Annotated in this window: 32 protein-coding genes; 16 read left to right on the plus strand and 16 right to left on the minus strand. The window is 64.7% G+C overall.

The window, feature by feature from the left end; translation table 11 throughout:
- Position 1: 1 nt before the first annotated feature.
- Positions 2-1,459, minus strand: coding sequence for a 3-isopropylmalate dehydratase large subunit (gene leuC / locus GRI55_RS13665; protein WP_160767554.1), 1,458 nt, complete (start codon positions 1,457-1,459; stop codon positions 2-4).
- 91 nt (positions 1,460-1,550) lie between these two features.
- Here leuC and GRI55_RS13670 point away from each other — a divergent pair, with 91 nt between their 5' ends.
- Positions 1,551-1,976 (plus strand): acyl-CoA thioesterase, encoded by a 426-nt coding sequence (locus tag GRI55_RS13670; protein WP_063512490.1) that lies wholly within the window; start codon positions 1,551-1,553, stop codon positions 1,974-1,976.
- A gap of 49 nt (positions 1,977-2,025) precedes the next feature.
- Positions 2,026-2,544 carry a sterol desaturase family protein gene (locus GRI55_RS13675; RefSeq protein ID WP_050600166.1) on the plus strand — a complete coding sequence of 173 codons (519 nt, stop codon included), beginning with the start codon at positions 2,026-2,028 and terminating at the stop codon, positions 2,542-2,544.
- A 33-nt stretch (positions 2,545-2,577) separates the two neighbouring features.
- Here GRI55_RS13675 and GRI55_RS13680 read toward each other — a convergent pair whose 3' ends face one another.
- The 14 genes from GRI55_RS13680 to GRI55_RS14925 all read right to left on the minus strand — a co-directional run bounded on the left by GRI55_RS13680 (position 2,578) and on the right by GRI55_RS14925 (position 7,361).
- Positions 2,578-2,736, minus strand: a complete 159-nt coding sequence (locus GRI55_RS13680; RefSeq protein ID WP_082835542.1) for a YqaE/Pmp3 family membrane protein — start codon at positions 2,734-2,736, stop codon at positions 2,578-2,580.
- 73 nt (positions 2,737-2,809) lie between these two features.
- A complete protein-coding gene (locus GRI55_RS13685; protein ID WP_160767555.1) occupies positions 2,810-3,160 on the minus strand; it encodes a YbaN family protein in 351 nt (116 codons plus the stop codon).
- A 1-nt stretch (position 3,161) separates the two neighbouring features.
- Complete coding sequence (locus GRI55_RS13690) at positions 3,162-3,569, minus strand: SufE family protein (protein ID WP_050600168.1); 408 nt, start codon at positions 3,567-3,569, stop codon at positions 3,162-3,164.
- 41 nt (positions 3,570-3,610) lie between these two features.
- Positions 3,611-3,787 (minus strand): hypothetical protein, encoded by a 177-nt coding sequence (locus GRI55_RS14920; protein WP_197458260.1) that lies wholly within the window; start codon positions 3,785-3,787, stop codon positions 3,611-3,613.
- A complete protein-coding gene (locus tag GRI55_RS13695) occupies positions 3,784-4,023 on the minus strand; it encodes a hypothetical protein (RefSeq protein ID WP_050600169.1) in 240 nt (79 codons plus the stop codon). Before GRI55_RS13695 ends, GRI55_RS14920 begins: the two co-directional genes overlap by 4 nt.
- Before the next feature lie 30 nt (positions 4,024-4,053).
- Entirely contained in the window at positions 4,054-4,329 is a 276-nt protein-coding gene (locus GRI55_RS13700) for a hypothetical protein (RefSeq protein ID WP_050600170.1), read from the minus strand.
- Positions 4,326-4,640 (minus strand): hypothetical protein, encoded by a 315-nt coding sequence (locus GRI55_RS13705; protein ID WP_082847669.1) that lies wholly within the window; start codon positions 4,638-4,640, stop codon positions 4,326-4,328. Before GRI55_RS13705 ends, GRI55_RS13700 begins: the two co-directional genes overlap by 4 nt.
- Positions 4,640-4,951: a hypothetical protein gene (locus tag GRI55_RS13710; protein ID WP_050600343.1), complete on the minus strand. Its 312-nt coding sequence runs from the start codon at positions 4,949-4,951 to the stop codon at positions 4,640-4,642. Before GRI55_RS13710 ends, GRI55_RS13705 begins: the two co-directional genes overlap by 1 nt.
- Before the next feature lie 11 nt (positions 4,952-4,962).
- Positions 4,963-5,301, minus strand: coding sequence for a hypothetical protein (locus GRI55_RS13715; protein WP_160767556.1), 339 nt, complete (start codon positions 5,299-5,301; stop codon positions 4,963-4,965).
- Entirely contained in the window at positions 5,298-5,609 is a 312-nt protein-coding gene (locus GRI55_RS13720; protein ID WP_063507109.1) for a hypothetical protein, read from the minus strand. Before GRI55_RS13720 ends, GRI55_RS13715 begins: the two co-directional genes overlap by 4 nt.
- A gap of 31 nt (positions 5,610-5,640) precedes the next feature.
- Entirely contained in the window at positions 5,641-6,018 is a 378-nt protein-coding gene (gene pspC / locus GRI55_RS13725) for an envelope stress response membrane protein PspC (RefSeq protein WP_050600174.1), read from the minus strand.
- Entirely contained in the window at positions 6,015-6,311 is a 297-nt protein-coding gene (pspB, locus tag GRI55_RS13730; RefSeq protein ID WP_050600175.1) for an envelope stress response membrane protein PspB, read from the minus strand. The genes pspC and pspB overlap by 4 nt, the downstream gene beginning before the upstream one ends.
- Before the next feature lie 4 nt (positions 6,312-6,315).
- Positions 6,316-7,113 (minus strand): phage shock protein PspA, encoded by a 798-nt coding sequence (gene pspA, locus GRI55_RS13735; protein WP_197458143.1) that lies wholly within the window; start codon positions 7,111-7,113, stop codon positions 6,316-6,318.
- 95 nt (positions 7,114-7,208) lie between these two features.
- Positions 7,209-7,361 (minus strand): hypothetical protein, encoded by a 153-nt coding sequence (locus GRI55_RS14925; protein ID WP_197458144.1) that lies wholly within the window; start codon positions 7,359-7,361, stop codon positions 7,209-7,211.
- 169 nt (positions 7,362-7,530) lie between these two features.
- On the opposite strand from GRI55_RS14925, the gene pspF reads away from it, so the two are divergent.
- From pspF to rbfA, 9 genes are all read left to right on the plus strand, one after another.
- Positions 7,531-8,556: a phage shock protein operon transcriptional activator gene (pspF, locus tag GRI55_RS13740; RefSeq protein WP_160767557.1), complete on the plus strand. Its 1,026-nt coding sequence runs from the start codon at positions 7,531-7,533 to the stop codon at positions 8,554-8,556.
- Between the two features lie 199 nt (positions 8,557-8,755).
- On the plus strand, positions 8,756-9,334 hold the full coding sequence (rimP, locus tag GRI55_RS13745) for a ribosome maturation protein RimP (protein WP_050600178.1): 579 nt from the start codon (positions 8,756-8,758) through the stop codon (positions 9,332-9,334).
- Positions 9,334-10,995 (plus strand): transcription termination factor NusA, encoded by a 1,662-nt coding sequence (gene nusA, locus GRI55_RS13750; RefSeq protein WP_063512485.1) that lies wholly within the window; start codon positions 9,334-9,336, stop codon positions 10,993-10,995. The genes rimP and nusA overlap by 1 nt, the downstream gene beginning before the upstream one ends.
- Positions 10,976-11,728: a DUF448 domain-containing protein gene (locus GRI55_RS13755; protein WP_063507174.1), complete on the plus strand. Its 753-nt coding sequence runs from the start codon at positions 10,976-10,978 to the stop codon at positions 11,726-11,728. The genes nusA and GRI55_RS13755 overlap by 20 nt, the downstream gene beginning before the upstream one ends.
- Positions 11,728-14,295 (plus strand): translation initiation factor IF-2, encoded by a 2,568-nt coding sequence (gene infB / locus GRI55_RS13760; RefSeq protein WP_160767558.1) that lies wholly within the window; start codon positions 11,728-11,730, stop codon positions 14,293-14,295. The genes GRI55_RS13755 and infB overlap by 1 nt, the downstream gene beginning before the upstream one ends.
- A gap of 17 nt (positions 14,296-14,312) precedes the next feature.
- Positions 14,313-14,744, plus strand: coding sequence for a PaaI family thioesterase (locus tag GRI55_RS13765; protein ID WP_050600182.1), 432 nt, complete (start codon positions 14,313-14,315; stop codon positions 14,742-14,744).
- Entirely contained in the window at positions 14,744-15,154 is a 411-nt protein-coding gene (locus GRI55_RS13770) for a PaaI family thioesterase (RefSeq protein ID WP_063507176.1), read from the plus strand. Before GRI55_RS13765 ends, GRI55_RS13770 begins: the two co-directional genes overlap by 1 nt.
- Positions 15,154-15,693 carry a DUF1697 domain-containing protein gene (locus GRI55_RS13775; RefSeq protein ID WP_160767559.1) on the plus strand — a complete coding sequence of 180 codons (540 nt, stop codon included), beginning with the start codon at positions 15,154-15,156 and terminating at the stop codon, positions 15,691-15,693. Before GRI55_RS13770 ends, GRI55_RS13775 begins: the two co-directional genes overlap by 1 nt.
- The gene (gene rbfA, locus GRI55_RS13780) at positions 15,693-16,094 is read left to right on the plus strand and encodes a 30S ribosome-binding factor RbfA (protein ID WP_050600344.1); all 402 of its coding nucleotides are present in this window, start codon (positions 15,693-15,695) and stop codon (positions 16,092-16,094) included. Before GRI55_RS13775 ends, rbfA begins: the two co-directional genes overlap by 1 nt.
- Before the next feature lie 70 nt (positions 16,095-16,164).
- Here rbfA and GRI55_RS13785 read toward each other — a convergent pair whose 3' ends face one another.
- Positions 16,165-17,814: an AbgT family transporter gene (locus tag GRI55_RS13785; RefSeq protein WP_160767560.1), complete on the minus strand. Its 1,650-nt coding sequence runs from the start codon at positions 17,812-17,814 to the stop codon at positions 16,165-16,167.
- 102 nt (positions 17,815-17,916) lie between these two features.
- Between GRI55_RS13785 and GRI55_RS13790 the strand changes: the two genes are divergently transcribed.
- From GRI55_RS13790 to pnp, 5 genes are all read left to right on the plus strand, one after another.
- Positions 17,917-18,522, plus strand: coding sequence for a thymidine kinase (locus GRI55_RS13790; protein WP_160767561.1), 606 nt, complete (start codon positions 17,917-17,919; stop codon positions 18,520-18,522).
- A 25-nt stretch (positions 18,523-18,547) separates the two neighbouring features.
- Positions 18,548-19,240 carry a site-2 protease family protein gene (locus tag GRI55_RS13795; protein WP_160767562.1) on the plus strand — a complete coding sequence of 231 codons (693 nt, stop codon included), beginning with the start codon at positions 18,548-18,550 and terminating at the stop codon, positions 19,238-19,240.
- Entirely contained in the window at positions 19,237-20,313 is a 1,077-nt protein-coding gene (gene truB, locus GRI55_RS13800) for a tRNA pseudouridine(55) synthase TruB (protein ID WP_160767563.1), read from the plus strand. Before GRI55_RS13795 ends, truB begins: the two co-directional genes overlap by 4 nt.
- A gap of 5 nt (positions 20,314-20,318) precedes the next feature.
- Positions 20,319-20,588: a 30S ribosomal protein S15 gene (gene rpsO / locus GRI55_RS13805; protein WP_050600188.1), complete on the plus strand. Its 270-nt coding sequence runs from the start codon at positions 20,319-20,321 to the stop codon at positions 20,586-20,588.
- Positions 20,589-20,761: 173 nt separating this feature from the next.
- Positions 20,762-23,038: a polyribonucleotide nucleotidyltransferase gene (gene pnp, locus GRI55_RS13810; protein ID WP_160767564.1), complete on the plus strand. Its 2,277-nt coding sequence runs from the start codon at positions 20,762-20,764 to the stop codon at positions 23,036-23,038.
- The last annotated feature ends 52 nt before the right edge of the window (positions 23,039-23,090 follow it).

Below are 23,090 nucleotides of genomic sequence, written 5' to 3' on the forward strand. Positions count from 1 at the left end.
CTCAATGGTCAGCCACCGTTCGCTTGGCAAGGGGTAGCTTGCGCACATCGGCGAGCCGCCCCGTAACCGCGGCGGCAGCCGCCATTGCCGGGCTGACCAGATGGGTGCGTGCGCCCGGCCCTTGGCGGCCGACGAAATTGCGGTTGCTGGTCGATGCGCAGCGTTCGCCGGGTGGTACCTTGTCGGGATTCATCGCGAGACAGGCCGAACAGCCCGGTTCGCGCCATTCGAAACCGGCGTCCGTGAATATCCGATCGAGTCCCTCGGCTTCGGCGGCCCGCTTGACCAGTCCCGAACCGGGCACGACAATCGCCCAGCGGACATTGAGCGCCTTGGTGCGGCCCTCGAGCACCTGCGCCGCGGCGCGCAGGTCCTCGATCCGGCTGTTGGTGCAGCTGCCGATGAAGACATTCTCGACCGCGATGTCCTCGATCCGCATGCCGGGTTCCAGCCCCATGTAATCGAGGCTCTTGCGCGCGGCTTCCTGTTTGGAAGGGTCGGCGAAGCTGGCGGGTTCGGGGACGGTGCCGCCGACCGGCACGACATCCTCAGGGCTGGTCCCCCAGCTGACCGTCGGCTCGATGTCGGCGGCATCGATCACGACCGATTTGTCGAACACCGCGCCATCGTCGGTCACCAGCGAGCGCCACCATGCGACTGCGCGGTCCCAATCGTCGCCGCGCGGCGCATAGGGGCGGCCGCGAAGGTAGTCGAAGACGATATCGTCGGGGGCGATAAGTCCGGCGCGGGCACCGCCTTCGATACTCATGTTGCAGACCGTCAGGCGGCCTTCGACGCTCATCTTGCGGAACACCTCACCCCGGTATTCGATGACATGGCCGGTGCCCCCGGCAGTGCCGATGACGCCGATGATATGCAGGATCAGGTCCTTGGGCGTGACGCCCGGGCCCAGCGCGCCATCGACGCGGACTTCCATCGATTTCGAGCGGCGCAACTGCAGCGTCTGCGTGGCCAGCACGTGTTCGACCTCGCTGGTTCCGATCCCGAAGGCCAGCGCGCCGATGCCGCCGTGCGCGGCGGTATGGCTGTCGCCGCATACGATGGTCGCACCGGGCAGCGAGAAACCCTGCTCGGGGCCGACGACATGGACGATGCCCTGCTCGGGCGCGACCGCATCGATGTAATCGATTCCAAATCCGGGGGCGTTGCGTTCGAGCGCGGCGAGCTGGGCAGCGCTTTGTGCATCCTCGATCGGCAGCCGCGAACCATCCGCGGCCACCCGCGGCGTGGTGGGCAGGTTATGGTCGGGGACCGCCAGCGTCAGGTCGGGACGGCGCACCTGCCGTCCGGCCAGGCGCAGCGCGTCGAAGGCCTGCGGGCTGGTGACCTCGTGAACCAGGTGACGGTCGATATAGAGCAGGCAGGTGCCATCGTCGCGCTGTTCGACGACATGCTGGTCCCAGATCTTCTCGTAAAGCGTGCGCGGTGTGTTGCCCATGGCCCGGGAATGTGCGGGAGGAAGCCCACCTGCGCAAAAAGGCAAAACAAGAGTCTTCCAAACTTAACCTTTCCCTGCTCTACTGACATGAATGTCAGCAAAGCCATTCACCTTTCCGATCAAGGTCCTCCCGGACGATATCGATTTCATGGGGCACGTGAACAACGCGCGCTATCTCAACTGGGTGCAGGACACCGTGCTCGCGCACTGGCAGAAACTCGCCCCCGCCGAGGAAGTGGCCAGCAAGGCCTGGGTCGCGCTCAAGCACGAGATCACCTATCGCCGCCCGGCCTTTCTCGACGATGATGTCATTGCCGAAACCGTGCTGGAGAAGATCGCCGGCGCGCGCAGTTTCTACAATACGGTGATTCGCCGCGGCGAAGACGTGCTGGCCGAAGTGCAGAGCATGTGGTGCTGCATCGATGCCAAGAGCCTGCGACCGGCACGAATCAGCCGCGAAGTCGCCGAAACCTGTTTCGGCCTGCCCGGCAAGCCGAAGGCGCAAACCGGCAGCTAAAGCGCCGACCGCCCTTTGCCTGCCGCGCGCTAGCTCCTATATTCACGCAATGGCCGTTTTCATCCCCGCACTGATCGTTCTGGCGACCGTGGTCGCGATGGAATGGGTCGCATGGGCGAGCCACAAATACATCATGCATGGCTTCGGCTGGGGGTGGCACCGAGACCATCACGAACCGCACGACAATCTGCTTGAGAAAAACGATCTCTATGCGGTCGTCGGCGCGGCGATGAGCATTTCGATGTTCGCGCTGGGCAGCGAATGGGTGATGGGCGAGGGGGCCTGGTGGCCGGCCACGTGGATCGGGCTCGGCATAATGGCATATGGCCTCATCTACACGCTGGTGCATGACGGGCTGGTTCACCAGCGCTACTTCAAATGGGTCCCCAAGAGCGGTTACGCCAAGCGTCTGGTCCAGGCGCACAAGCTGCACCATGCCACGATCGGCAAGGAAGGCGGGGTCAGCTTCGGCTTCGTCTTCGCCCGCAGCCCGGCAGCACTCAAGGCCGAATTGCGCCGCCAGCGCGAAGCGGGCATCGCCATCGTACGCGAAAGCGCCGGAGCCTGAGGCCCCGGCGCTTCCAGTCCGCCGTGTGCGGTCTTACTTGGCGTAGTTTACATACAATCCGTGGATCAGGCCGGGGATATAACCCAGCAGCGTCAGCACCAGATTGATCAGCGCGGTCTTGCCGAGCCCGTGCTTGGCGGCAACGCCGAGCGGGGGCAGCAGGATGGTCGCGATAAGAATAAGAATTGCCATGGGAAATGTCCTTTTGTCGTCCCTCCCGTCGTTCGGGTCATCAACGGGCCGGGGCGCGCGCGGTTCCGCCGGCCTATTCGTTGCGCGTGGCAATCCAGCTGCCGCAGATCACCAGCACGGCGACTGAAATCCAGTACCAGGGATGGCCGAGCGTATACCAGGTGAACACCGCGCCAGTGGCCATCGCGCCGATCGCCATGGTCTTCGACCTGCGGCTTATCGCACGGCGCTCGCGCCAGTCTTTCACATGCGGCCCCCAGTGGGGATGATCGAGGATCTTCTGCTCGAGCTCGGGATTCGACCGGGCGAAGAAATAGACTGCCAGGAGGAGAAAAGGCACGGTCGGCATGATGGGCAAAGCCGCACCCACGGCGCCAAGCCCGACGGCAAGGAAGCCGAGGCCCTTGTAGAGCGGCCGTTTCAAGTCACCCGGCCGCGATTCGCGCCGCGTGCTCCCGGACGAGTGCAATCATGTTCGGCACGCCCTGCGTGCGATTGCTCGACAGCTGGTTCTTGAGATCGAAGGGTTCGAGCGCGCCAGCCACGTCCATGGCCGCCACTTCGTGGGCAGGGCGATCCTGGACGGCGGCAATCACCAGCGCGACGATCCCCTTGGTGATCGCAGCGTTGCTGTCGGCCAGGAAGTGCAGCGTGTCGGCCTCGCCGGTGGGATAGACCCACACCTGTGCCGAACAGCCGCGCACCAGCGTGGCATCGGTCTTGAGGGCATCGGGCATCGCTTCGAGTTCGCGGCCCAGTTCGATCAGCAGGCGATAGCGTTCGTCGCCTTCGAGGAACTCGTATTCTTCGGCGATGTCGGAAAGTGTGCGCATGCCGCGCCTTTAGCGGGCGTGCCTGCGGGCGTCCATCGGGCTTAGCCGAACAGGCCGCCGGGCCGGGTGAGCGCATGGTAGAGCACGTAGAACCAGCCGAAAAAGCCATGGATCGCGGCCCAGACGATCGAGCCGTGCAGGCTCCAGCTGATGGCCACCGCAATCGCACTGCCAAGGCCGATCCCGGCGCGCGCGGCGTCGGTGCGGACCACGGTCACAGGTCGACGCCGCTGGCGATGGCTTCGAGTTTCTTGATCCGTTCCTTCAGGTCGGCCAGCTCGATCCGCGCCGCGCCGATCGTCGATCCGCTGTCGGGCCGGTCGGCCGCGGGGTGGCGGTCCAACTCCTCGCGCTTGAGCGCCAGCCAGCCCTGCCAGGCGCGCAGGAGGGCGGCGGCCACGATGGTCAGGCCGACCAGCGCTGCGCCTGCGATTATCAAAGTCGGTTCGAACATAACCTCATGTCCTCCTTGAACCTCGCCGCCTCAATCGGACTGCTTGTCGCGCAGTTCTTCGATTTCGGCGGCGATCTGCTTGGTTTGCCGTGCATCGAGCGAATTGTTGTCGGTCGCGATCCGTTCGAGCACCTTGATGCGTTCGCGCAATTCCTCGACTTCGCGTTTCTCGGCGGCAGAGATACGATCCTCGCTCTCTTGCTGCCGGCCGCGTTCGATGCGTCCCATTGCCCGGTAGCGCTCGCGCATGATGGCGGCGATCGTGGCAATCGCGACGATTGCGACAATGGCGGTCCAGAAACTCATCGGGTCGCTCCCTGCGGCATGGTGCGGACCTCGATTTCCTGCAGGTCGCGCAATTCGTCGATCTGCGATGCCAGCGCGTGATTGCCGTCGGTGGCAATGCGTTCGAGCACGCGGATGCGTTCTTCCAGCTGGCGATGTTCGGTATTGCCCGTGGCCGCTTGTCCGGCCTTGGCTTCGGCGATCCGCGCTTCCAGCTCGAGCCTCTGCAACTTGTGGGCCCGGCTGCGGTTGCCCGCGACCGTACCGAAGGTCAGCACGATCAGCAGGATGGCGAGCACGAAACCGAAGATCAGAAGCAGGTCGGCATCCATCAGTTGGCATCCTTCGTGTCGCGAAGGCGATCGATCTCATGAGTAAGGTGATAACCGCTGTCGGTGACGATACGTTCGACATTGCCGAGCCGGTCCTTCACCGAACCGAGTTCGGCGCGCAGTTCGGCATTTTCCTGTGTGAGCAGCTTCACCCGTTCGACCGCCTGGTCGTTCTTGGGATAGACCGACTTGCCCCAGCTGTTTTCGAGCGGGTAGCCGTTCTTGATCCGCATCCAAGTGGTCGTGACCCAGGCAATCGAGATGCACAGAACGCCAACTGCCAAGAACGGGGCCAAGGCCTCAACCAGCATAGCCTTTTCCATCACGCCTTCTCCCCGCGCTTGCGGTTCAGCGGCTCGCCGGCATCGCTTGCCGGCTTGTCGCGCAGCGCCTCGATCTCGTCATGCAGCGAATAGCCGCGGTCGGTGACGATCTTTTCGAGCACCACCATGCGGTCCTGCATGGTGTCGAGCTTGTCGTGCAGCTGGCGGTTCTCGGCTTTCAGCGCCTTGGTTTCCGCCGTGTCGCTGCGTTCGGTCTTGCCGCCCCATTCATCCTCGAGCGAATAGCCGTGCCTGGCACGGATCCAGTTGTTGATCAGCCAGCCACCGGTGCTCAGCGCGATGATGGCAATGACGAATTCGGGTCCACCCCAATTCATGACTTGTGTTCTCCCTGTTTCATATCGAGCGGTGTTCCGCTGTCGGTCGCTTCCACGCTGCGCTGGTCGCGCAGGGCTTCGATCTGTGTTGCCACGTTGTAGCCGCTGTCTGTCACGATGCGTTCGAGCACCCGGACCCGTTCTTCGAGATCGCCCACGCGGCTGGCATATTGGGCGGCCTTTTCGGCAGTGCTTTCGGCGGTCGCGCTGAGCTGCATCTCGGCCATCTTGTGCTGGTGGCGGGTCCAGATTGCCAGCCCGCCGATCAGGAACGGCGCCAGCGGAATGAGATAGGCCCAGTCGAACATTGCTTGTGCTCCCCCTGTGTCGGTCGCCGGATTACCGGAGGCGTTCGATCTCGGCGGTCAGCCGCGGGTTGTTGCTGACGTAGAAGGTTTCCACTTCGGCCAGGCGGCGGTCGACGTCCTTCATCCGGGCGCGGATTTCGCGCGCGGTACGCTTGGGGTTCTGCCGCACGCGCTGCCAGTAGGTCTGCTCTTCGCGGTCGACATAGAGGTGCGCAGGCTTCTTGTTCAGCAGCAGGCCAGCGATGAAGTAGAACGGGATCGTCGATCCGCCGGTCATGAAGGTCAGGCCGAGAAAGCCGAGCCGGACCCAGAAGGCGTTGACCCCGGTGTAATCCGCGATGCCCGAGCAGACACCCATGAGCTTCGCGTTCTGTTTGTCGCGGTAAAGCGTCGTGCGGGGGCTGTTCACTGGCTGGCTCCTTTTTTCTCGGCAATCAGCTGTTCGAGTTCGCGCAGCTGCTGGTTGTCCTGTTCGCTGTCGTGGACGATGCGCGCGGGACGGAATTCGGGGTTGTCGCTGGCGACGAGGCGTTCGACCGTGTCCATCCGGTCGTCGAGCCGCTTGGCGAGGTTGTAGAGTTCCTCGAGCAGCGCTTCGTCGTCGCCGGTGATCGTCGCGGAGGTCTTCCACTTGGTGATGTAGTGGAGGATGATCCACGGAAGCCCGATGAAGATCGCGGGAATGATGATAATCTCTTCCATGGGTTCAGTCCTCCTTGCCGGCGCTGCCCTTGCCGAGCGCCTTTTTCATCTGTTCGAGTTCGTCGTCGATCGCATCGGCGCCCTCGAGCGCGGCGATCTCGTCTGACAGGCTGGGCTTGTCCGACTGATCGGCAATGTTCAGCGCATCGGCGCGGCCTTCGGCATAATCGACCCGGCGTTCGAGCTGGTCGAAGCGGCTGAGTGCATCGTCGACGCGTTCGTTGGTCATCAGGCTGCGCAGCTTGACGCGGTTCTCGGCGCTTTCGAGACGCGCGGCGATCGCGGTCTGGCGGCTGCGGGCTTCGCGCAGGCGGTTCTGCAGCTTCTGGATGTCCTGCTCGTAGGCGCGCAGCGCATCGTCGAGCACGGCGATTTCCTGCTTGAGCTGCTCGCTCATGTCGCTGGCTTTCTTCTTCTCGACCAGCGCGGCGCGGGCAAGATCCTCGCGATCCTTGGACACGGCCAGCTGCGCCTTCTCGCCCCAGTCCGCCTGGAGCTTGTCCAGCTTGACCGTGTGCCGGTGCATTTCCTTCTGGTCGGCAATCGTGCGCGCGGCGCTGGCGCGGACCTCGACCAGCGTTTCCTCCATTTCGAGGATGATCATCCGGATCATCTTCTGGGGGTCGTCCGCCTTGTCGAGCATGTCGTTGAAATTGGCAGCGATGATATCGCGGGTGCGGCTGAAAATGCCCATTAAAGGTGCTCCACTGGAAAAAAAGTCCGATCCCTTCGACCGTCCGCTGTCGCGCGTCGGAGTTGGCGAGCGGCGCAGCCGTTCTACCTCCTCCTCGATACGCGACAAGCGAGGGCGGGCCGAAGCGTCGCCGGTGTCGTTGTCCCGGCGGTTTTCGGGGGACTGCCGCTCCGGCCCTAGGGGATCATGATCGGGGGGCAGGGTCATGCAATCTCGACCTGTTCATATGCGGCCAGCACCGGCGTGGGCGTCGTCACCGCGATCTGCGAGCTCAGTACGACGAAGGTGGCCATCGCAGCGATGCTGGCGATCGCGGCCTGTCCAAGCTGGCTGCGGAAGAAGCTGCGGTTGTACATCTGTGGGTTACCTCCCTTGGGGCCGGTGGGCCAATTGCTGTTGTCCTAGGTTAAGCAAGCGGTGTGCCAAACCCCGGAAACGGGAGGATAGCGTGGGTTTTTCCAGATGCATCAAATAGCGTGTTGGTTTTTCTTGCCAAGCATTGGGAAATATTCCTATCTCTTGGCCATGGAGCGGGGAAATCAGTTTGTCGGCCAGTCGGGGGCGTTCCTCGATGCGGTCGAACGGGCCAGCCGGGCAGCGCCGATGCGGCGGCCCGTGCTCGTCGTGGGCGAGCGCGGAACGGGCAAGGAACTGATCGCCGAACGCCTGCATCGCCTTTCCACCCGCTGGGACGAACCGCTGGTCGTCATGAACTGCGCCGCCTTGCCCGAAACGCTCATTGAAGCCGAACTGTTCGGGCACGAGGCGGGCGCGTTCACAGGTGCTACCAAGGCGCGCGCCGGAAGGTTCGAGGAAGCCGACAAGGGCACGCTATTTCTCGACGAACTGGGCACTTTATCGACCGGTGCGCAGGAACGGCTGCTGCGCGCGGTGGAATATGGCGAGGTCACGCGGATCGGATCGAGCCGCCCGATGCGCGTCGACGTGCGGATCGTCGGCGCGACCAACGAGGACCTCCCGGCCAAGGCGGAGCAGGGCGAGTTTCGCGCCGACCTGCTCGACCGGCTGAGTTTCGAGGTTATCACCCTGCCGCCGCTGCGCGTGCGCGAAGGCGATGTCGAGGTGCTGGCCGATTATTTCGGACGCCGTATGGCCGCCGAACTCGGCTGGGAAGGCTGGCCCGGTTTCGCGCCGCATGTCGCCGACCAGCTCGAACGGCACGACTGGCCGGGCAATGTGCGCGAATTGCGCAATGTTGTCGAGCGCGCGATCTATCGCTGGGACGATTGGGACCAGCCGATCGGGCACGTCGTTTTCGATCCCTTCGACAGCCCGTGGAAACCCGCCGGCCCGGGTCCGCGCAAGGACAGTCCGGCGCCGCAGTCGGCTGCAACGGCCGCGCCTGCCATGCCCGATTTCGATCTCGTCGCGGACCTGCGCGGAGCGGTGGATGCGCATGAGCGCGCGATCGTCGAGCATGCGCTGGGCAAGCACCGCTGGAACCAGCGCCAGACTGCCAAGGCGCTCGGCCTGACATACGACCAGCTGCGCCATTGCATCAAGAAGCACGGGCTGACCGACGACGACTGACCGGTGCGGGGCCGGCCGGGCGCCCGCCAAGCTGTTGCAATCGCGCGCTGTTCGGCGCTTCCCGCTTACCGCTTGCTTTTTGCAGGACTCGCGCCTATCTGGCTGGGCATCCCGACATTGTCGCGACACTGGAGGGGCTGGCGCCGCGAGGGGCCGGCACGAAACCCCATTGTCGCATGGGGCGCGTATTGGAGACTGCATGGCCGATTTGGACCGCTTGACCGAAGTAATCGAACCCGAGGCACAGGCCCTTGGATTCGAGCTCGTGCGCGTCAAGATGATGCCGTCCGAAGCCGGTGATGGCGGCGAGGCGCTCCAGATCATGGCCGAAGATCCCGCCACGGGCCAGCTGGTGATCGAACAGTGCGCCGCCCTGTCGCGCCGCGTGTCCGATCGGATCGATGCGCTCGAAGAGCAGGGCGATGTGCTGATCGCCGGGGCCTATCACCTCGAAGTATCGAGTCCGGGGATCGACCGGCCGCTGACCCGGGCCAAGGATTTCGCCAATTGGGCCGGGCACGAAACCAAGATTTCCATGGCCAAGAGCTATGACGGCCAGCGCAACCTGCGCGGCGAACTCAAGGGCATCGACGGCGACATCGTCACCATCGAAGACCGCAAGCAGGGGCTCGTTACGGTCCCCCGCGACCAGATCCATTCGGCGAAGCTCGTCTTGACCGACGAACTGATTGCCGCCACCCAGCCGCTCGACACGAGCGGTGCCGACGAAATTGTCGAAACCCCCGACATTCCTGACGAAGAAAAGGCAGACGACTGATGGCCAGTGCCATTTCCGCCAACAAGGCTGAACTCCTCGCGATCGCCAACTCGGTCGCTTCGGAAAAGATGATCGACAAGGCGATCGTCATCGAGGCGATGGAAGAAGCGATCCAGAAATCTGCCCGCAACCGTTATGGTGCGGAAAACGACATCCGTGCCAAGCTCGATCCGCTGACCGGCGATCTGCGCCTGTGGCGCGTCGTCGAGGTCGTCGAGGAAGTCGAGGACTACTTCAAGCAGATCGATCTCAAGGCCGCCGAAAAGCTGCAGGACGACGCCAAGGTCGGTGACTTCATCGTCGATCCGCTGCCGCCGGTCGATCTCGGCCGTATCGACGCGCAGAGCGCGAAACAGGTGATCTTCCAGAAGGTCCGCGATGCCGAACGCGAGCGCCAGTATGAAGAATTCAAGGACCGCGCGGGCGAAGTCATCACCGGCGTGATCAAGTCGGTCGAGTTCGGCCATGTGATCGTCAACCTCGGCCGTGCCGAAGGCGTGATCCGCCGCGACCAGCAGATCCCGCGCGAAGCCGCGCGGGTCGGCGAACGCGTGCGCGCGCTGATCACCAAGGTGGAACGCAACAACCGCGGCCCGCAGATCTTCCTCAGCCGCGCGCATCCCGATTTCATGCGCAAGCTGTTCGCGCAGGAAGTGCCCGAAATCTACGACGGCATCATCGAGATCAAGGCCGCCGCCCGCGACCCGGGCAGCCGGGCCAAGATCGGCGTGATCAGCCACGACAGCAGCATCGACCCGGTCGGCGCCTGCGTCGGCATGAAGGGCAGCCGCGTCCAGGCGGTCGTGCAGGAACTGCAGGGCGAAAAGATCGACATCATCCCGTGGAGCGATGACGGCGCGACCTTCATCGTCAACGCGCTCCAGCCGGCCACCGTCGCCCGCGTCGTGCTCGACGAGGAAGAGGGCCGCATCGAAGTCGTCGTTCCCGATGACCAGCTGTCGCTCGCCATCGGTCGCCGCGGCCAGAACGTGCGTCTCGCCAGCCAGCTGACAGGCAACCAGATCGACATCATGACCGAGGAAGAAGCCTCGGAAAAACGCCAGAAGGAATTCGCCGAGCGCTCGAAGATGTTCGAGGAAGAGCTCGATGTCGACGAAACGCTGTCGCAGCTGCTCGTCGCCGAAGGCTTCGCCGAACTCGAGGAAGTCGCCTATGTCGAGCTCGACGAGCTGGCGGCGATCGAAGGCTTCGACGAAGACCTGGCCGGCGAATTGCAGAACCGCGCACAGGAAGCGATCGACCGCCAGGAGGCCGCGCATCGCGAGGCACGCCGCGAACTGGGCGTCGAGGACGACCTCGCCGAACTGCCGCACCTCAGCGAAGCGATGCTCGTGACGCTGGGCAAGGCGGGTATCAAGACGCTCGACGACCTGGCGGATCTCGCCACCGACGAGCTGATCCAGAAGAAGCGCGAAGCCCCGCGTCGGCGCAACAATGCCGACGGTCCGCCGATGCGCCGCCCCTCGGTCCGCGAACAGGACAAGGCCGGCGTGCTGGGCGAATACGGGTTGAGCGAAGAGCAGGGCAACGAGATCATCATGGCTGCCCGCGCGCACTGGTTCGACGACGAAGAGGAAGCCCCGGCACCTGCCGCAGCGACCGACACGCAGGAGGCCGCCGATGCGGACTCCACCCAATGAGCGCCTGACGTCCGACATCGCTGGCACGCCCAAGGCACGGAAAGCTTCCGAGCCCGAACGGCGGTGCATTCTTTCGGGGGAGACCGCCCCGCGCGAAACACTCGTGCGGCTGGCGGTTTCGCCTGCCGGACTGGTGCTGCCCGATGCGCATGAAAAAGCGCCCGGACGCGGCGCCTGGACCGGTGCCCCGCGCGCGGAATTCGCAGCGGCGCTGGCCTCGGGCAAGCTGAAGGGAGCGCTGGCGCGCGCGTTCAAGACCGGCGATCTGGAATTGCCCGAAACGCTGCCGCAGATGGTCGAGGATGCGCTGACTCGCGTGCTGCTCGACCGACTGGGGCTCGAAATGCGCGTCGGAAGCCTTATCTTGGGCACCCAGCGCATCGCGGAAGCGGCGCGCGGGGGCTCAGTGGCCATGCTGTTGCATGCTAATGATGCCAGCGAAGACGGGCGCAAGAAGCTCGACCAGGCGTGGCGCGTGGGACGCGATGCGGAAGGGTCGGGCGAGCGCGGTCTCGAACTGCCACTGGACCGGAGCGCTCTGTCTGTGGCATTGGGCCGCGACAATGTCGTCCATCTGGCGCTGGCCGATGATGCTGCGGTCGCGAGGGTCATGAAACCGCTGACGCGCCTCATGCACTATCTGGGGCATGACCTGCCCACCGCTGAGCGGCGCGCCTCCGTATGCGCGCCGGATGACGAACTGAACGAGACGAACGAGAGAAACGAGCAATAATGAGCGACGACGACAAGAAACCAGCCCGCAAGCCGCTGACCCTCAAGGGTGCTCAGCCGGGCGAGGTCAAGCAGACCTTCAGCCACGGCCGCACCAACAAGGTCGCGGTCGAGGTGAAGCGCCGCCGCAAGCTCGTGAAGCCCGGCGAAACCCCGCCTGCTGCGCCGCCCCCGCCGCCGCCGCCGCCGCCGCCTCCGCCGCCCGCTCCCGAGCCGGCACCGGCACCGGTGGCCAAGAAGGCTGCGCCGAAGAAACCGGCTGCGCCCGCCGACGAAACCCCGCAGGAACGCGTCGCGCGTCTGCAGCGCGAGGCCGAGGAAGATCGCCTGCGCCAGAGCGAGGACGCACGCAAGCGCGAGGAAGAGCAGGCCCGCCAGGCTGCCGAAGACCAGAAGAAACGCGCCGAAGAGAAACGCAAGGCCGAGGAAGAGGCCGCCAAGGCCGCTACCGAGGAGGCGCAGAAGCCGGCGCAGAAGCCGGCGCAGCAGCCCGCGGAAGAACCCGCTGCGGCTGCTGGCGAAACCGCGGCGGAAACGCCTGCGGGTGACAAGGCCGCTGCCGGGACCCCGTCGCCGGCGCCGCGCCGCTTCACCCCGGTTGCGCGCCCCGAGCCCAAGAAGCCCGAGCGCAAGAAGAAGGACGACAAGGCCGCGCGCACTGCCGAGAAGCCGGACAAGCGCCGCGCCGGCAAGCTGACGGTCAACAAGGCCCTCAACGAGGACGAAGGACGCCGTGCACGTTCGCTCGCCGCGCTCAAGCGCGCCCGCGAAAAGGAACGCCGCATGCAGGGCGGCCCCTCGAAGCCGCGCGAAAAGCAGGTCCGCGATGTCATCGTCCCCGAAGCCATCACGGTTGGCGAACTGGCCAAACGGATGGGCGAAAAGGGTGCCGATCTCGTCAAGGAACTCTTCAATCTCGACATGATGGTGACCGTCAACCAGACGATCGACCAGGACACTGCGGAATTGCTGGTCGACCAGTTCGGCCACAACATCCAGAAGGTCTCGGAAGCCGATGTCGACATCGCCAATGTCGATGACGTCGATCCGCCCGAGACGCTCAAGCCGCGTCCCGCGGTGGTCACGATCATGGGCCATGTCGACCACGGCAAGACCAGCCTGCTCGACGCCCTGCGCGGCGCCAATGTCGTCAAGGGCGAAGCCGGCGGCATCACGCAGCATATCGGCAGCTACCAGGTGAATACGAAGGGCGGCGATACGATCACCTTCCTCGACACGCCGGGTCACGCCGCCTTTACCGAGATGCGCCAGCGCGGTGCCAATGTCACCGATATCGTGGTGCTGGTGGTGGCGGCCGATGACGGCATCATGCCGCAGACGATCGAGGCCATCAATCACACCAAGGCCGCGGGCGTCCCGATGATCGTCGCGATCAACAAGATGGACAAGCCCGAAGCCAATCCCGACAACATCCGTACGCGTCTGCTCGAACACGAAGTGATCGTCGAGAAGATGTCGGGCGATGTGCAGGACGTGGAAATCTCGGCCAAGGAGAAGTCCGGTCTCGACAAGCTGCTCGACGCGATCAGCCTGCAGGCCGAACTGCTCGAGCTTAAGGCCAATCCCGACCGCATGGCCGAAGCCACGGTCATCGAAGCGCAGCTCGATAAGGGCCGCGGCCCGGTGGCCACCGTGCTCGTCACGCGTGGTACGCTGGAGCGCGGCAACACCTTCGTGGTCGGTACGCAGAGCGGCCGCGTCCGCGCGATCGTCAACGACCAGGGCAAGCAGATCAAGAAGGCCGGTCCGTCGATGCCGGTCGAGGTCCTCGGCCTTGGCGGCGTGCCGTCGGCCGGTGACGTGCTGAGCGTGGTCGAGAACGAACAGCGTGCCCGCGAAGTCGCCGAATACCGCCAGGAAAAGGCAACCGAGAAGCGCACCGCGCTGGCCCCGACCAGCTTCGATACGATGTTCAACAACCTCGCGTCGAATGTGGTCGAGTTCCCCGTACTGGTGAAAGCCGATGTGCAGGGTTCGGTGGAAGCCATCACGACCGCGTTGCACAATCTGTCGAACGATCTCATCAAGGTCCGCGTGCTGCACGCCGGCGTGGGTGCGATCACCGAAAGCGATGTCCAGCTGGCGGCTGCTTCGAACGCGCCGATCATCGGCTTCAACGTGCGTCCCAACGCCAAGGCGCGCGAACTGGTGAAGCGCGACGGCGTCGAGATGAAGTATTACGACGTCATCTACCACCTGACCGAGGAAATCGCGAAGGAGATGGCAGGCGAGCTGGGTCCGGAACGGATCGAACATGTCGTGGGCCGTGCCGCGGTCAAGGAAGTGTTCCGTTCGGGCAAGAAGGACAAGGCCGCCGGCCTGCTGGTCGAGGAAGGCGTCATCCGCAAGGGCCTGTTCGCCCGTCTCACCCGCGACGACGTCATCGTTTCGGCAACGACCATCGCATCGCTGCGGCGCTTCAAGGACGACGTGGACGAAGTCCGCGCCGGGCTCGAATGCGGCGTGGTGCTGGCCGATACCAACGACATCAAGGCGGGCGACCAGCTCGAAGTCTTCGAAGTCGAGGAGCGCGAACGCACGCTGTGACCGGGGGCTGAGGACGGATGGCGAAAATCCACGAAGGCAGGCGTTCGCCATCGGCCGAGCTGATGGCGAGCGACTTCGTCTCCTTCGATGTGGAGCGGGGCGAGCTGACCACGCGCTACACCCCGCCGCCGAGCTTCGCGAGCCCGCGCGGCGCGGTGCAGGGGGGCCTCATCGCGGGGTTCCTCGATGAAGTGATGGGCGGGGCGCTGCTTGCCGTTACCGAAGCCCGCTTCGGTGCGGCGGAGCAGCGCCTGCCGCTCAATCTCGACATGAACCTCACCTATCTGCGCATGGTCCCGATGGAAACCGTCACTGCCAGGGGACGCGTGCTCAAGTTGGGCAAACGGGTCGCCTTCCTCGAGGGCGAGCTGTTCGACAAAGATGGCAATCTGCTGGTGCGCGCCACTTCGAGCGCCATTCCCACGCCGCTGCCGGGAAAGGACGACTGATGGCCGACAATGCCATCCTCGGCGCACCGCACGCCAAATTGCTGGGCGTGAAGTTCGACCATTTCGACAAGGACCGCGAGGAAATCACCTTGCGTTTCCACGCGCCCGACAGCTTCATCACCCCGCGCGGCAGCGTGCAGGGCGGGCTTGTCGCGGGCTTCCTCGATGAGGTGATGGGCTGGGCGCATGTCTGGGCTACCGACCACGAAGAGGCGCCGCTCAATCTGGACATCTCGATGAGTCTGCTGAAGCCGGTCATGGCCGGGCCGGTCATCGGCAAGGGCCGTGTGATCCGCCGCGGGCGCAAGGTCATCTTCCTCGAAGGCGAACTGTTCGATGAGGCGGGCAAGCTGCTCGCCCGCGCAACCAGCACCGCAATCCCCACGCCGCGCCCGGGCGGGTCCGCCTGATGGGGCGTCATCTCGCTCTGCTCGGGTCGATCAATGTCGGCGGCAACCGTATCACGATGGCGGATCTGGTCGGCGCGCTGACCAGGCACGGCTTCGCCGATGTCGAGACCGTCGTCGCCAGCGGCAATATCCTGTTCGACCCGCCAACCGGCGTGTTGGAAAAGGAACTGCCCGACCGGATAGCCGATATCGTGCGCAGCGAATTGGGCGTCGATACCTTCGCACTGGTACTCAGCGCCGCCGAACTCGAAGCGGCGATCGCGGAAAATCCCTTCTCCGGCACGGGCGAAGACAAATTCGTCCACGTCCACTTTCTCACCGCGCAGCCCGGACCGGAACGCTTCGAACGGCTTCTTGCCGACCATGCCGGGCGCGGGGACGAGCGGATCGCCCCCGGAACACGCGCACTCCATATCGATTATGTGAACGGTGTCGGCACCAGCAAGCTGACTGCCGCCTTTATCGAGCGCCGCCTCGGCTGCCAGGGCACGGCGCGCAACATGCGATCGCTCAAGCGACTTACCGAAAGACTTGCCTGATGGCCCGAAACGACTCCACTCCCGAACAGCAATCGGTCCGCGTCCTCAAGGTGGGCGAGCGGGTCCGCCATATCCTGTCCGAACTGCTCGCGCGCGGCGAGGCGCATGACGACGTGCTGTCCGCCAGCAACATCGCGGTGACGGAAGTGCGCATGACACCCGACCTGCGCAACGCCAAGGCCTATGTGAAGCCGCTGCTCGGCGAAGACGAGGGCCAGGTGCTCAAGGCGCTGCGGACCAACACCGCGTTCTTCCAGAAGGAAGTCGCGCAGCGGCTCGGTCTGAAATTCGCCCCCAGGCTCAATTTCCAGCCCGACGAGAGCTTCGACGAAGCCAGCCGGATCGAAAAGCTGCTGTCCGACCCCAAGGTCGCGCGCGACCTCGACGATACCGACGACTAGGCGCGCGCCCGGGGTTCCATGCACCTGCGGTTCGTCATTCCCGCGCTGACGGGAATGACGAACGCATGGATCAATTCATGAGCGGCGCCGCGGGTGCCGCGACTTCCGGCAGCATGTAGCCGACCGGCGCATCCGGCCCGAGCGGAATGCCGAGGTAGAACCACAGCACGATCAGCACCGTCCCCGAGATGAGCAGCCAGACCGAATAGGGGATCATCATCGCGGTCAGGCTGCCCAGGCCGAAGTCCTTCTGCCAGCGCTGCGCGAAGACCAGGATCAGCGGGAAGTAGACCATCAGCGGGGTGATGATATTGGTCGCGCTGTCGCCGACGCGGTACGCCGCGGTCGCGCCTTCCGGGCTGATCCCCAGCAGCATGAGCATCGGCACGAGGATCGGCGCAAGCAGTGCCCACTTGGCGCTTGCCGAGCCCACGAACAGGTTGAGCAGCCCGGTGAACAGCACCATCAGGCCGAGCACCAGCGGCAGCGGCAGGCCGGTCGACTGGATCGCCGCCGCGCCATGCACCGCGCTGATAAGGCCGAGGTTCGACCAGCCGAACATCGCCACGAAATGCGCAGCGGCGAAGGCGAGCACGAGGTAATAGCCCATGTCCTTCATGCTCTCGGCCATCATCTCGACCAGGTCGCGGTGCGACCTGATCTTGCCGGTCGCGCGGCCATAGGCCCAGCCGGTCAGCAGGAACAGCAGGAAGAAGGCGGCGACGAGGCTGCGGTAAAGCGGCGCAAGCTGCGTATGGATCGAACAATCGGCCGCAGGGACCGCCTCGCACGCGGCTTCGTCGACCAGCGGCGTGCCCGGGGCGAAGACCATCAGCAGCCAGAGCGCGACCACGAACAGCGCGGCATAGCCGGCATGCCGCAGCCCCTTGGCCGCCAGCGCGCCGCTTTCGTCGGCGGGATCGGGGCTCATGTCGTCGGCCTGCGCGCCGGCAGTCGCGCCGCCTTTCCACGGGCCGAGCCGCGGTTCGACGATCTTGTCGGTGACATACCAGATGATCGGCAGGTACACGAAGGTCATCACGCTGATGAAGAACCAGTTGCCCGCGATATTGGCAGTCCACAGCGGATCCAGCGCGCTCGCGCCCACCGCCTCCTCGGTGATCCCGAACAGCAGCGCATCGAGCTGGCCGGGCGAGATATTGGCCGAGAAACCGCCCGATACGCCGGCGAATGCGGCGGCGATCCCGGCCAGCGGATGGCGCCCGGCGGCGGCGAAAAGGATGCCGGCAAGCGGGATCAGCACGACATAGCCCGCATCGGCAGCATGGTTGCCGAGCATTGCGACCAGCGCAACCACCGGGGTGAGCAGTGCTTTGGGCGCGCTCTTCACCGCTTTCGACATGCCGGCGGCGAAGAAACCCGAACGTTCCGCGACGCCCGCGCCCAGCATCACGACGAGCACGTAGCCGAGCGGGTGGAAGTGCGTGAACGTGGCGGGCATTTCGACCCACAGGCGCTGGATGTTCTCGGGCGAAAGCAGGCTGACCGCGTCGATCCGCAGCGCGGACCCGGTCGCATCGTCGATGGCGGTGGGGTGGAAGGCCGACACGCCCGAGAGCGCCGCGACGATCGAAACCACCACCAGCGCGATAATCAGGTAGAAGAAGATGAATACCGGGTCGGGCAGTTTGTTGCCCGTCCGCTCGACCCAGCCCAGAATGCCGGTCTGGGTGTTTTCCGCTGTCGTCGCTTCAGCCATCGAAGTTCCCTGATCTCTTGTCGTCTCTCGTCGGGGCGATCATCCCCGATCGCATGTGACGCCCTTCTTAACAGCCACGCCGCCGGGGGCTAGGGCCAGCGCATGGCCAAGCTCTATTTCTATTATGCCAGCATGAATGCGGGAAAGAGCAGCACGCTGCTGCAGGCCGCATTTAACTACAACGAGCGCGGAATGCGGGTCTCGCTGTGGACCGCTGCGCTCGACGACCGGCCGGGTTTCGGCGCGATCTCGAGCCGGATCGGCCTGGCCAGCGAAGCGCATCGCTACGACGCGCAAACCGATATCGAAGCGCGCGTGCTGGGCGACCATGCGAAGGAGCGGGTCGCCTGCGTGCTGGTCGACGAAGCGCAGTTCCTGTCCGAAACGCAGGTATGGCAACTCGCGCGGCTGGCAGATGCGGCGGACATTCCGGTGCTGTGTTATGGGCTGCGTACCGATTTCCAGGGGAAGCTGTTCCCCGGCTCCGCCACGCTGCTGGGCATTGCCGATGCGCTGGTCGAGCTGAAGGCGGTGTGCGATTGCGGGCGCAAGGCGATCATGAACCTGCGCGTCGATGCGGAGGGACGGGCAGTGAGCGAAGGCGCCCAGACCGAAATCGGCGGTAACGACCGTTATGTCGCGCTGTGCCGCCGGCACTTCGTGGACAAGCTGGGCGGGGCCTATCCCGGCGAACCGCTGGCGGGTTAGTCCGGCGCACCCTATCTAGCTTGCCATGACCGAAACGCTTCTTCTCGCGGTGATTCTCATCCCGTGCCTGATTGTCGCCATCGTGTTTCACGAAGTCGCGCATGGCTGGGTCGCGCTGGCGCTGGGCGATCCCACCGCCAAGGAACAGCGGCGGCTGTCGCTCAACCCGATCCGCCATGTCGACCCGATCGGCACGCTGCTGGTGCCCGGGGCGCTGGCGCTGTTCGGCGGGCCGATCTTCGGCTGGGCCAAGCCCGTCCCGGTGCGCGGCGAACGGCTGCGCGATCCGCGGTTCGGCATGGTCGCGGTGGCGGCCGCCGGGCCGGGCACCAATCTCGTGTTGGCATTGGTCGGCGCGCTGTTGCTCGGCGCAGTATCGGGGGCGATCATCGCCGCCGGCGCCATGCCGCCCGAATGGCTGGTCACTGCGGGCGGGACATTCATCCTGATCAACGTCTTCCTCGCCTTGTTCAACCTGCTGCCGATCCCCCCCTTCGACGGTTCGCACATCGTCGGCGGTCTGCTGCCGCGCAAATGGGCGGGCAATTGGCAGAAGCTGCAGTCGCTGGGCATGCTGTTCTTCGTCGTCCTGATCGCCGCGACCTGGGCATTCCCCGATAGCGGGCTGATCGAGAACACCGTCCTGCCGCCGGTGCTGTGGCTGCAGGAACATTATTTCTCCATCGCCGAATGGGTCGCACGCGGGATCGCCGAATGACCGATCGGAAGGCGCCTCCGCATGGCTGGCTGATCCTCGACAAGCCGCGCGGGCTGGGTTCGACGCAGGCGGTCGGCATGGTCAAGCGCGTGCTACGCCAGGGCGGCTATGCCAAGACCAAGGTCGGGCATGGTGGCACGCTCGACCCGCTGGCCGAAGGCGTGCTCCCGATCGCATTGGGCGAAGCGACCAAGCTTGCGGGCCGCATGCTCGATGCCGACAAGATCTACGCCTTCACCATCCAGTTCGGCGAGGAAACCGCTACGCTCGATACCGAGGGCGAGGTCACCGAGCGCAGCGATCGCCGGCCGCCGATGGCAGCGATCGCGGGCGTGCTCGACCATTTCACCGGCCCCATCGAACAGGTGCCGCCCGCCTATTCGGCGCTCAAGATCGATGGCAAGCGCGCCTATGACCGTGCCCGCGCGGGCGAAACGGTCGAAATGAAGACCCGCGCCGTGACAGTTCACGACCTTTATCTTGCCGGTCATCCCCGCGAAGGCGGGGATCCAGATAAGGGCAGCTCTCTCCCTCGGGGGCGGCTGGTCCCCCGCCTTCGCGGAGGTGACGATAGTGATGCTGGCCTCGTCAGCACATTCCAGACCACTGCCGGGCGGCCCGACCCCTACGATCCGCAGGCGCCGCTCGAACTGGCGGACAGCGTCACGCTGGTCGCGCATGTCTCCAAGGGGACATACATCCGGTCGCTGGCACGGGACATCGCACGCGCGCTTGGCACGCTGGGTCACGTAACCTATCTCAGGCGCATCAAGGCCGGCCCGTTCCGCGAGGAACAGGCGATTTCGCTGGACAAGCTTGAGGAAATCGCTAAGGGCGCGGCCATCGAGAACCTTCTCTTGCCGCTCGAGGCCGGACTGGACGACATCCCGGTTCTGACACTCGATCCCGACAGCGCGCAGGCGGTCCGCCAGGGCCGGGTATTGTCGGAACTGCCCCATACCGACGGGCTCCATCTCGCCAGCTTGCACGATGTGCCGGTGGCCCTGGTGGAAGTCGACGGTGGCACGGCCAAGGTCGTGCGGGGTTTCAACCTGCCGGATGTCGCGGAGTAGAATACATGTCGGTTACTGCCGAAAAGAAACAGGAAATCATCAAGGACAACGCCCAGGCCAAGGGTGATACCGGTTCGCCGGAAGTCCAGGTCGCCATTCTGACCGAACGCATTCGCAACCTGACCGAGCACTTCAAGTCCAACCATAAGGACAATCACTCGCGTCGCGGTCTGCTGATGATGGTCAACAAGCGCCGCAACCTGCTCGCCTATCTCAAGAAGACGGACGTCGAGCGGTACAATGCGCTGATCCAGAAGCTGGGTCTTCGCAAATAAGAGTTTCTCGAAGGGGTGGCTCAGGCCGCCCCTTTGTTTATCCGGCCTGCGCGCAATACGGCGCGGGGCTGGAAAATGGAGGCGCGAAAAGCCTCGGACCGGACCGGGACGGAATACCCGGCACAGTAGGCCCCGCACCGCAATAAGGCCGTGCGGGTTCATAAGGAAAATACATGTTCGACACGAAAACCGTATCGCTGGAGTGGGGCGGAAAGACCCTCACCCTCGAAACCGGCCGCATCGCCCGTCAGGCTGACGGCGCCGTTCTGGCCACCTATGGCGAAACCGTGGTGCTGTGCGCCGTGACCGCCGCCAAGAGTGTACGCGAAGGGCAGGACTTCTTCCCGCTGACCGTCCACTACCAGGAAAAATTCTCCGCTGCGGGCCGTATCCCCGGCGGCTTCTTCAAGCGCGAAGGCCGCGCTACGGAGAAAGAAACGCTCACCTCGCGTCTCATCGACCGCCCCGTACGGCCGCTGTTCCCCGAAGGTTTCTACAACGAAATCAACGTGATCTGCCAGGTCCTGTCGTATGACGGCGAGACCGAGCCCGATATCGTCGCGATGATCGCCGCTTCGGCTGCGCTGACCATCAGCGGCGTGCCCTTCATGGGCCCGATCGGTGCTGCACGCGTCGGTTTCCGCAATGGCGAATACGAACTCAACCCGAGCCTCGAAAGCGCGCTCGACGAAGAAGGTCGCCTCGACCTCGTCGTTGCCGCAACGCAGGACGCGGTGATGATGGTCGAATCCGAAGCCAAGGAACTGACCGAAGAGGAAATGCTCGGCGCCGTCATGTTCGCGCATGAGGAAAGCCGCAAGGTCATCGGCGCGATCGTCGACCTGGCCGAGCAGGCCGCCAAGGAACCGTGGGAAATCGACACTTCGGACGATACCTCGGCGATCAAGGAAAAGCTGCGCGGCATCGTCGGCGACGACATCGCCGCCGCCTACAAGTTGACCGACAAGTCGGCGCGTTCGGATGCGCTCAACGATGCGCGGGCCAAGGCCAAGGAAGCCTTCGCCGAAGAAGAAGCGCAGACGCAGATGGTCGCCAACAAGGCGGTCAAGAAGCTGGAAGCGGAAATCGTTCGCGGCGCCATCCTCAAGGACGGCCAGCGCATTGACGGCCGCAAGCTCGATCAGGTCCGCCCGATCGAGGCGATGGTCGGCCTGCTGCCCCGCACGCATGGTTCGGCGCTGTTCACCCGCGGTGAGACGCAGGCGATCTGCACCACCACGCTGGGCACCAAGGATGCCGAGCAGATGATCGACGGTCTCGAAGGCCTCTCGTACAACAACTTCATGCTGCACTATAACTTCCCGCCCTATTCGGTCGGCGAAGTGGGCCGCTTCGGCTTCACCAGCCGCCGCGAGACCGGTCACGGCAAGCTTGCATGGCGTGCGCTGCACCCGGTGCTGCCCAAGCATGAAGACTTTCCCTATACCATCCGCATCCTGTCGGACATCACCGAGTCCAACGGCTCGTCCTCGATGGCGACCGTCTGCGGTGGCTGTCTGTCGATGATGGATGCCGGCGTTCCGATCGAACGCCCGGTGTCGGGCATCGCCATGGGCCTGATCCTCGAAGGCGACGACTTTGCGGTCCTGTCGGACATCCTCGGTGACGAAGATCACCTGGGCGACATGGACTTCAAGGTTGCCGGTTCGGAAAAGGGCATCACCTCGCTCCAGATGGACATCAAGGTCGCCGGCATTACGCAGGAGATCATGAAGACCGCGCTGGAGCAGGCCAAGGGCGGCCGTGCACACATTCTCGGTGAAATGAACAAGGCGCTGACCGGCGCCCGCACCGAGGTTTCCAAGCACGCCCCGCGCATCGAGACGATGCAGATCGACAAGTCGAAGATCCGCGACGTCATCGGCACGGGCGGCAAGGTGATCCGCGAGATCGTTGCCGAAACCGGCGCCAAGGTCGACATCGACGACGAGGGCGTGATCAAGATCAGCTCCTCCAACGCCGACGAGATCGAAGCCGCACGCAAGTGGATCGAAGGCATCGTCGAAGAGGCGGAAGTCGGCAAGGTCTACAATGGCAAGGTCGTCAACATCGTCGATTTCGGCGCCTTCGTGAACTTCATGGGCGGCAAGGACGGTCTCGTCCATGTCAGCGAAATGAAGAACGAGCGCGTCGAGAAGCCGACCGACGTCGTGTCGGAAGGCCAGGAAGTGAAGGTCAAGGTCCTCGAGATCGACCAGCGCGGCAAGGTCCGCCTGTCGATGCGCGTAGTCGACCAGGAAACCGGCGAAGAGCTGGAAGACACCCGCCCCGCGCGCGAACCGCGCGGTGACCGTGGCCCGCGTGGCGGCGGTGGTGGCCGTGGCGGCGATCGCCGCGGTGGCCGGGGTGGCCCGCGCCGCGACCGCGATGGCGGCGGGAACAAGGACGGGGGCGGTGAAGCCCACGTGCCCGACTTCCTGAAGGACTGATCCTTCGCTAGGCATTACAGGGGGTCGCGGGTCCGCCCGCGGCCCCCTTTGC

Source organism: Qipengyuania citrea (assembly GCF_009828015.1).
Lineage (GTDB): Bacteria > Pseudomonadota > Alphaproteobacteria > Sphingomonadales > Sphingomonadaceae > Qipengyuania > Qipengyuania citrea.

Excerpts from the sequence above, each read along its gene's own strand:
- GRI55_RS13675 (WP_050600166.1), top strand. The coding sequence starts at position 2,026 with ATGGCCGTTTTCATCCCCGCACTGATCGTTCTGGCGACCGTGGTCGCG.
- GRI55_RS13695 (WP_050600169.1), bottom strand. The coding sequence starts at position 4,023 with ATGTTCGAACCGACTTTGATAATCGCAGGCGCAGCGCTGGTCGGCCTG.
- nusA (WP_063512485.1), top strand. The coding sequence starts at position 9,334 with ATGGCCAGTGCCATTTCCGCCAACAAGGCTGAACTCCTCGCGATCGCC.
- truB (WP_160767563.1), top strand. The coding sequence starts at position 19,237 with ATGACCGATCGGAAGGCGCCTCCGCATGGCTGGCTGATCCTCGACAAG.
- GRI55_RS13720 (WP_063507109.1), bottom strand. The coding sequence starts at position 5,609 with ATGTTCGACTGGGCCTATCTCATTCCGCTGGCGCCGTTCCTGATCGGC.
- rimP (WP_050600178.1), top strand. The coding sequence starts at position 8,756 with ATGGCCGATTTGGACCGCTTGACCGAAGTAATCGAACCCGAGGCACAG.
- rbfA (WP_050600344.1), top strand. The coding sequence starts at position 15,693 with ATGGCCCGAAACGACTCCACTCCCGAACAGCAATCGGTCCGCGTCCTC.
- GRI55_RS13785 (WP_160767560.1), bottom strand. The coding sequence starts at position 17,814 with ATGGCTGAAGCGACGACAGCGGAAAACACCCAGACCGGCATTCTGGGC.
- rpsO (WP_050600188.1), top strand. The coding sequence starts at position 20,319 with ATGTCGGTTACTGCCGAAAAGAAACAGGAAATCATCAAGGACAACGCC.
- GRI55_RS13670 (WP_063512490.1), top strand. The coding sequence starts at position 1,551 with ATGTCAGCAAAGCCATTCACCTTTCCGATCAAGGTCCTCCCGGACGAT.
- pspB (WP_050600175.1), bottom strand. The coding sequence starts at position 6,311 with ATGGAAGAGATTATCATCATTCCCGCGATCTTCATCGGGCTTCCGTGG.
- GRI55_RS13680 (WP_082835542.1), bottom strand. The coding sequence starts at position 2,736 with ATGGCAATTCTTATTCTTATCGCGACCATCCTGCTGCCCCCGCTCGGC.
- GRI55_RS13755 (WP_063507174.1), top strand. The coding sequence starts at position 10,976 with ATGCGGACTCCACCCAATGAGCGCCTGACGTCCGACATCGCTGGCACG.
- GRI55_RS13705 (WP_082847669.1), bottom strand. The coding sequence starts at position 4,640 with ATGGATGCCGACCTGCTTCTGATCTTCGGTTTCGTGCTCGCCATCCTG.
- GRI55_RS13710 (WP_050600343.1), bottom strand. The coding sequence starts at position 4,951 with ATGCTGGTTGAGGCCTTGGCCCCGTTCTTGGCAGTTGGCGTTCTGTGC.
- GRI55_RS13795 (WP_160767562.1), top strand. The coding sequence starts at position 18,548 with ATGACCGAAACGCTTCTTCTCGCGGTGATTCTCATCCCGTGCCTGATT.
- pspF (WP_160767557.1), top strand. The coding sequence starts at position 7,531 with ATGGAGCGGGGAAATCAGTTTGTCGGCCAGTCGGGGGCGTTCCTCGAT.
- GRI55_RS14925 (WP_197458144.1), bottom strand. The coding sequence starts at position 7,361 with ATGTACAACCGCAGCTTCTTCCGCAGCCAGCTTGGACAGGCCGCGATC.
- GRI55_RS13790 (WP_160767561.1), top strand. The coding sequence starts at position 17,917 with ATGGCCAAGCTCTATTTCTATTATGCCAGCATGAATGCGGGAAAGAGC.
- GRI55_RS13775 (WP_160767559.1), top strand. The coding sequence starts at position 15,154 with ATGGGGCGTCATCTCGCTCTGCTCGGGTCGATCAATGTCGGCGGCAAC.
- GRI55_RS13765 (WP_050600182.1), top strand. The coding sequence starts at position 14,313 with ATGGCGAAAATCCACGAAGGCAGGCGTTCGCCATCGGCCGAGCTGATG.
- pnp (WP_160767564.1), top strand. The coding sequence starts at position 20,762 with ATGTTCGACACGAAAACCGTATCGCTGGAGTGGGGCGGAAAGACCCTC.
- leuC (WP_160767554.1), bottom strand. The coding sequence starts at position 1,459 with ATGGGCAACACACCGCGCACGCTTTACGAGAAGATCTGGGACCAGCAT.
- GRI55_RS13690 (WP_050600168.1), bottom strand. The coding sequence starts at position 3,569 with ATGCGCACACTTTCCGACATCGCCGAAGAATACGAGTTCCTCGAAGGC.
- infB (WP_160767558.1), top strand. The coding sequence starts at position 11,728 with ATGAGCGACGACGACAAGAAACCAGCCCGCAAGCCGCTGACCCTCAAG.
- GRI55_RS13770 (WP_063507176.1), top strand. The coding sequence starts at position 14,744 with ATGGCCGACAATGCCATCCTCGGCGCACCGCACGCCAAATTGCTGGGC.
- GRI55_RS13715 (WP_160767556.1), bottom strand. The coding sequence starts at position 5,301 with ATGAATTGGGGTGGACCCGAATTCGTCATTGCCATCATCGCGCTGAGC.
- GRI55_RS13700 (WP_050600170.1), bottom strand. The coding sequence starts at position 4,329 with ATGAGTTTCTGGACCGCCATTGTCGCAATCGTCGCGATTGCCACGATC.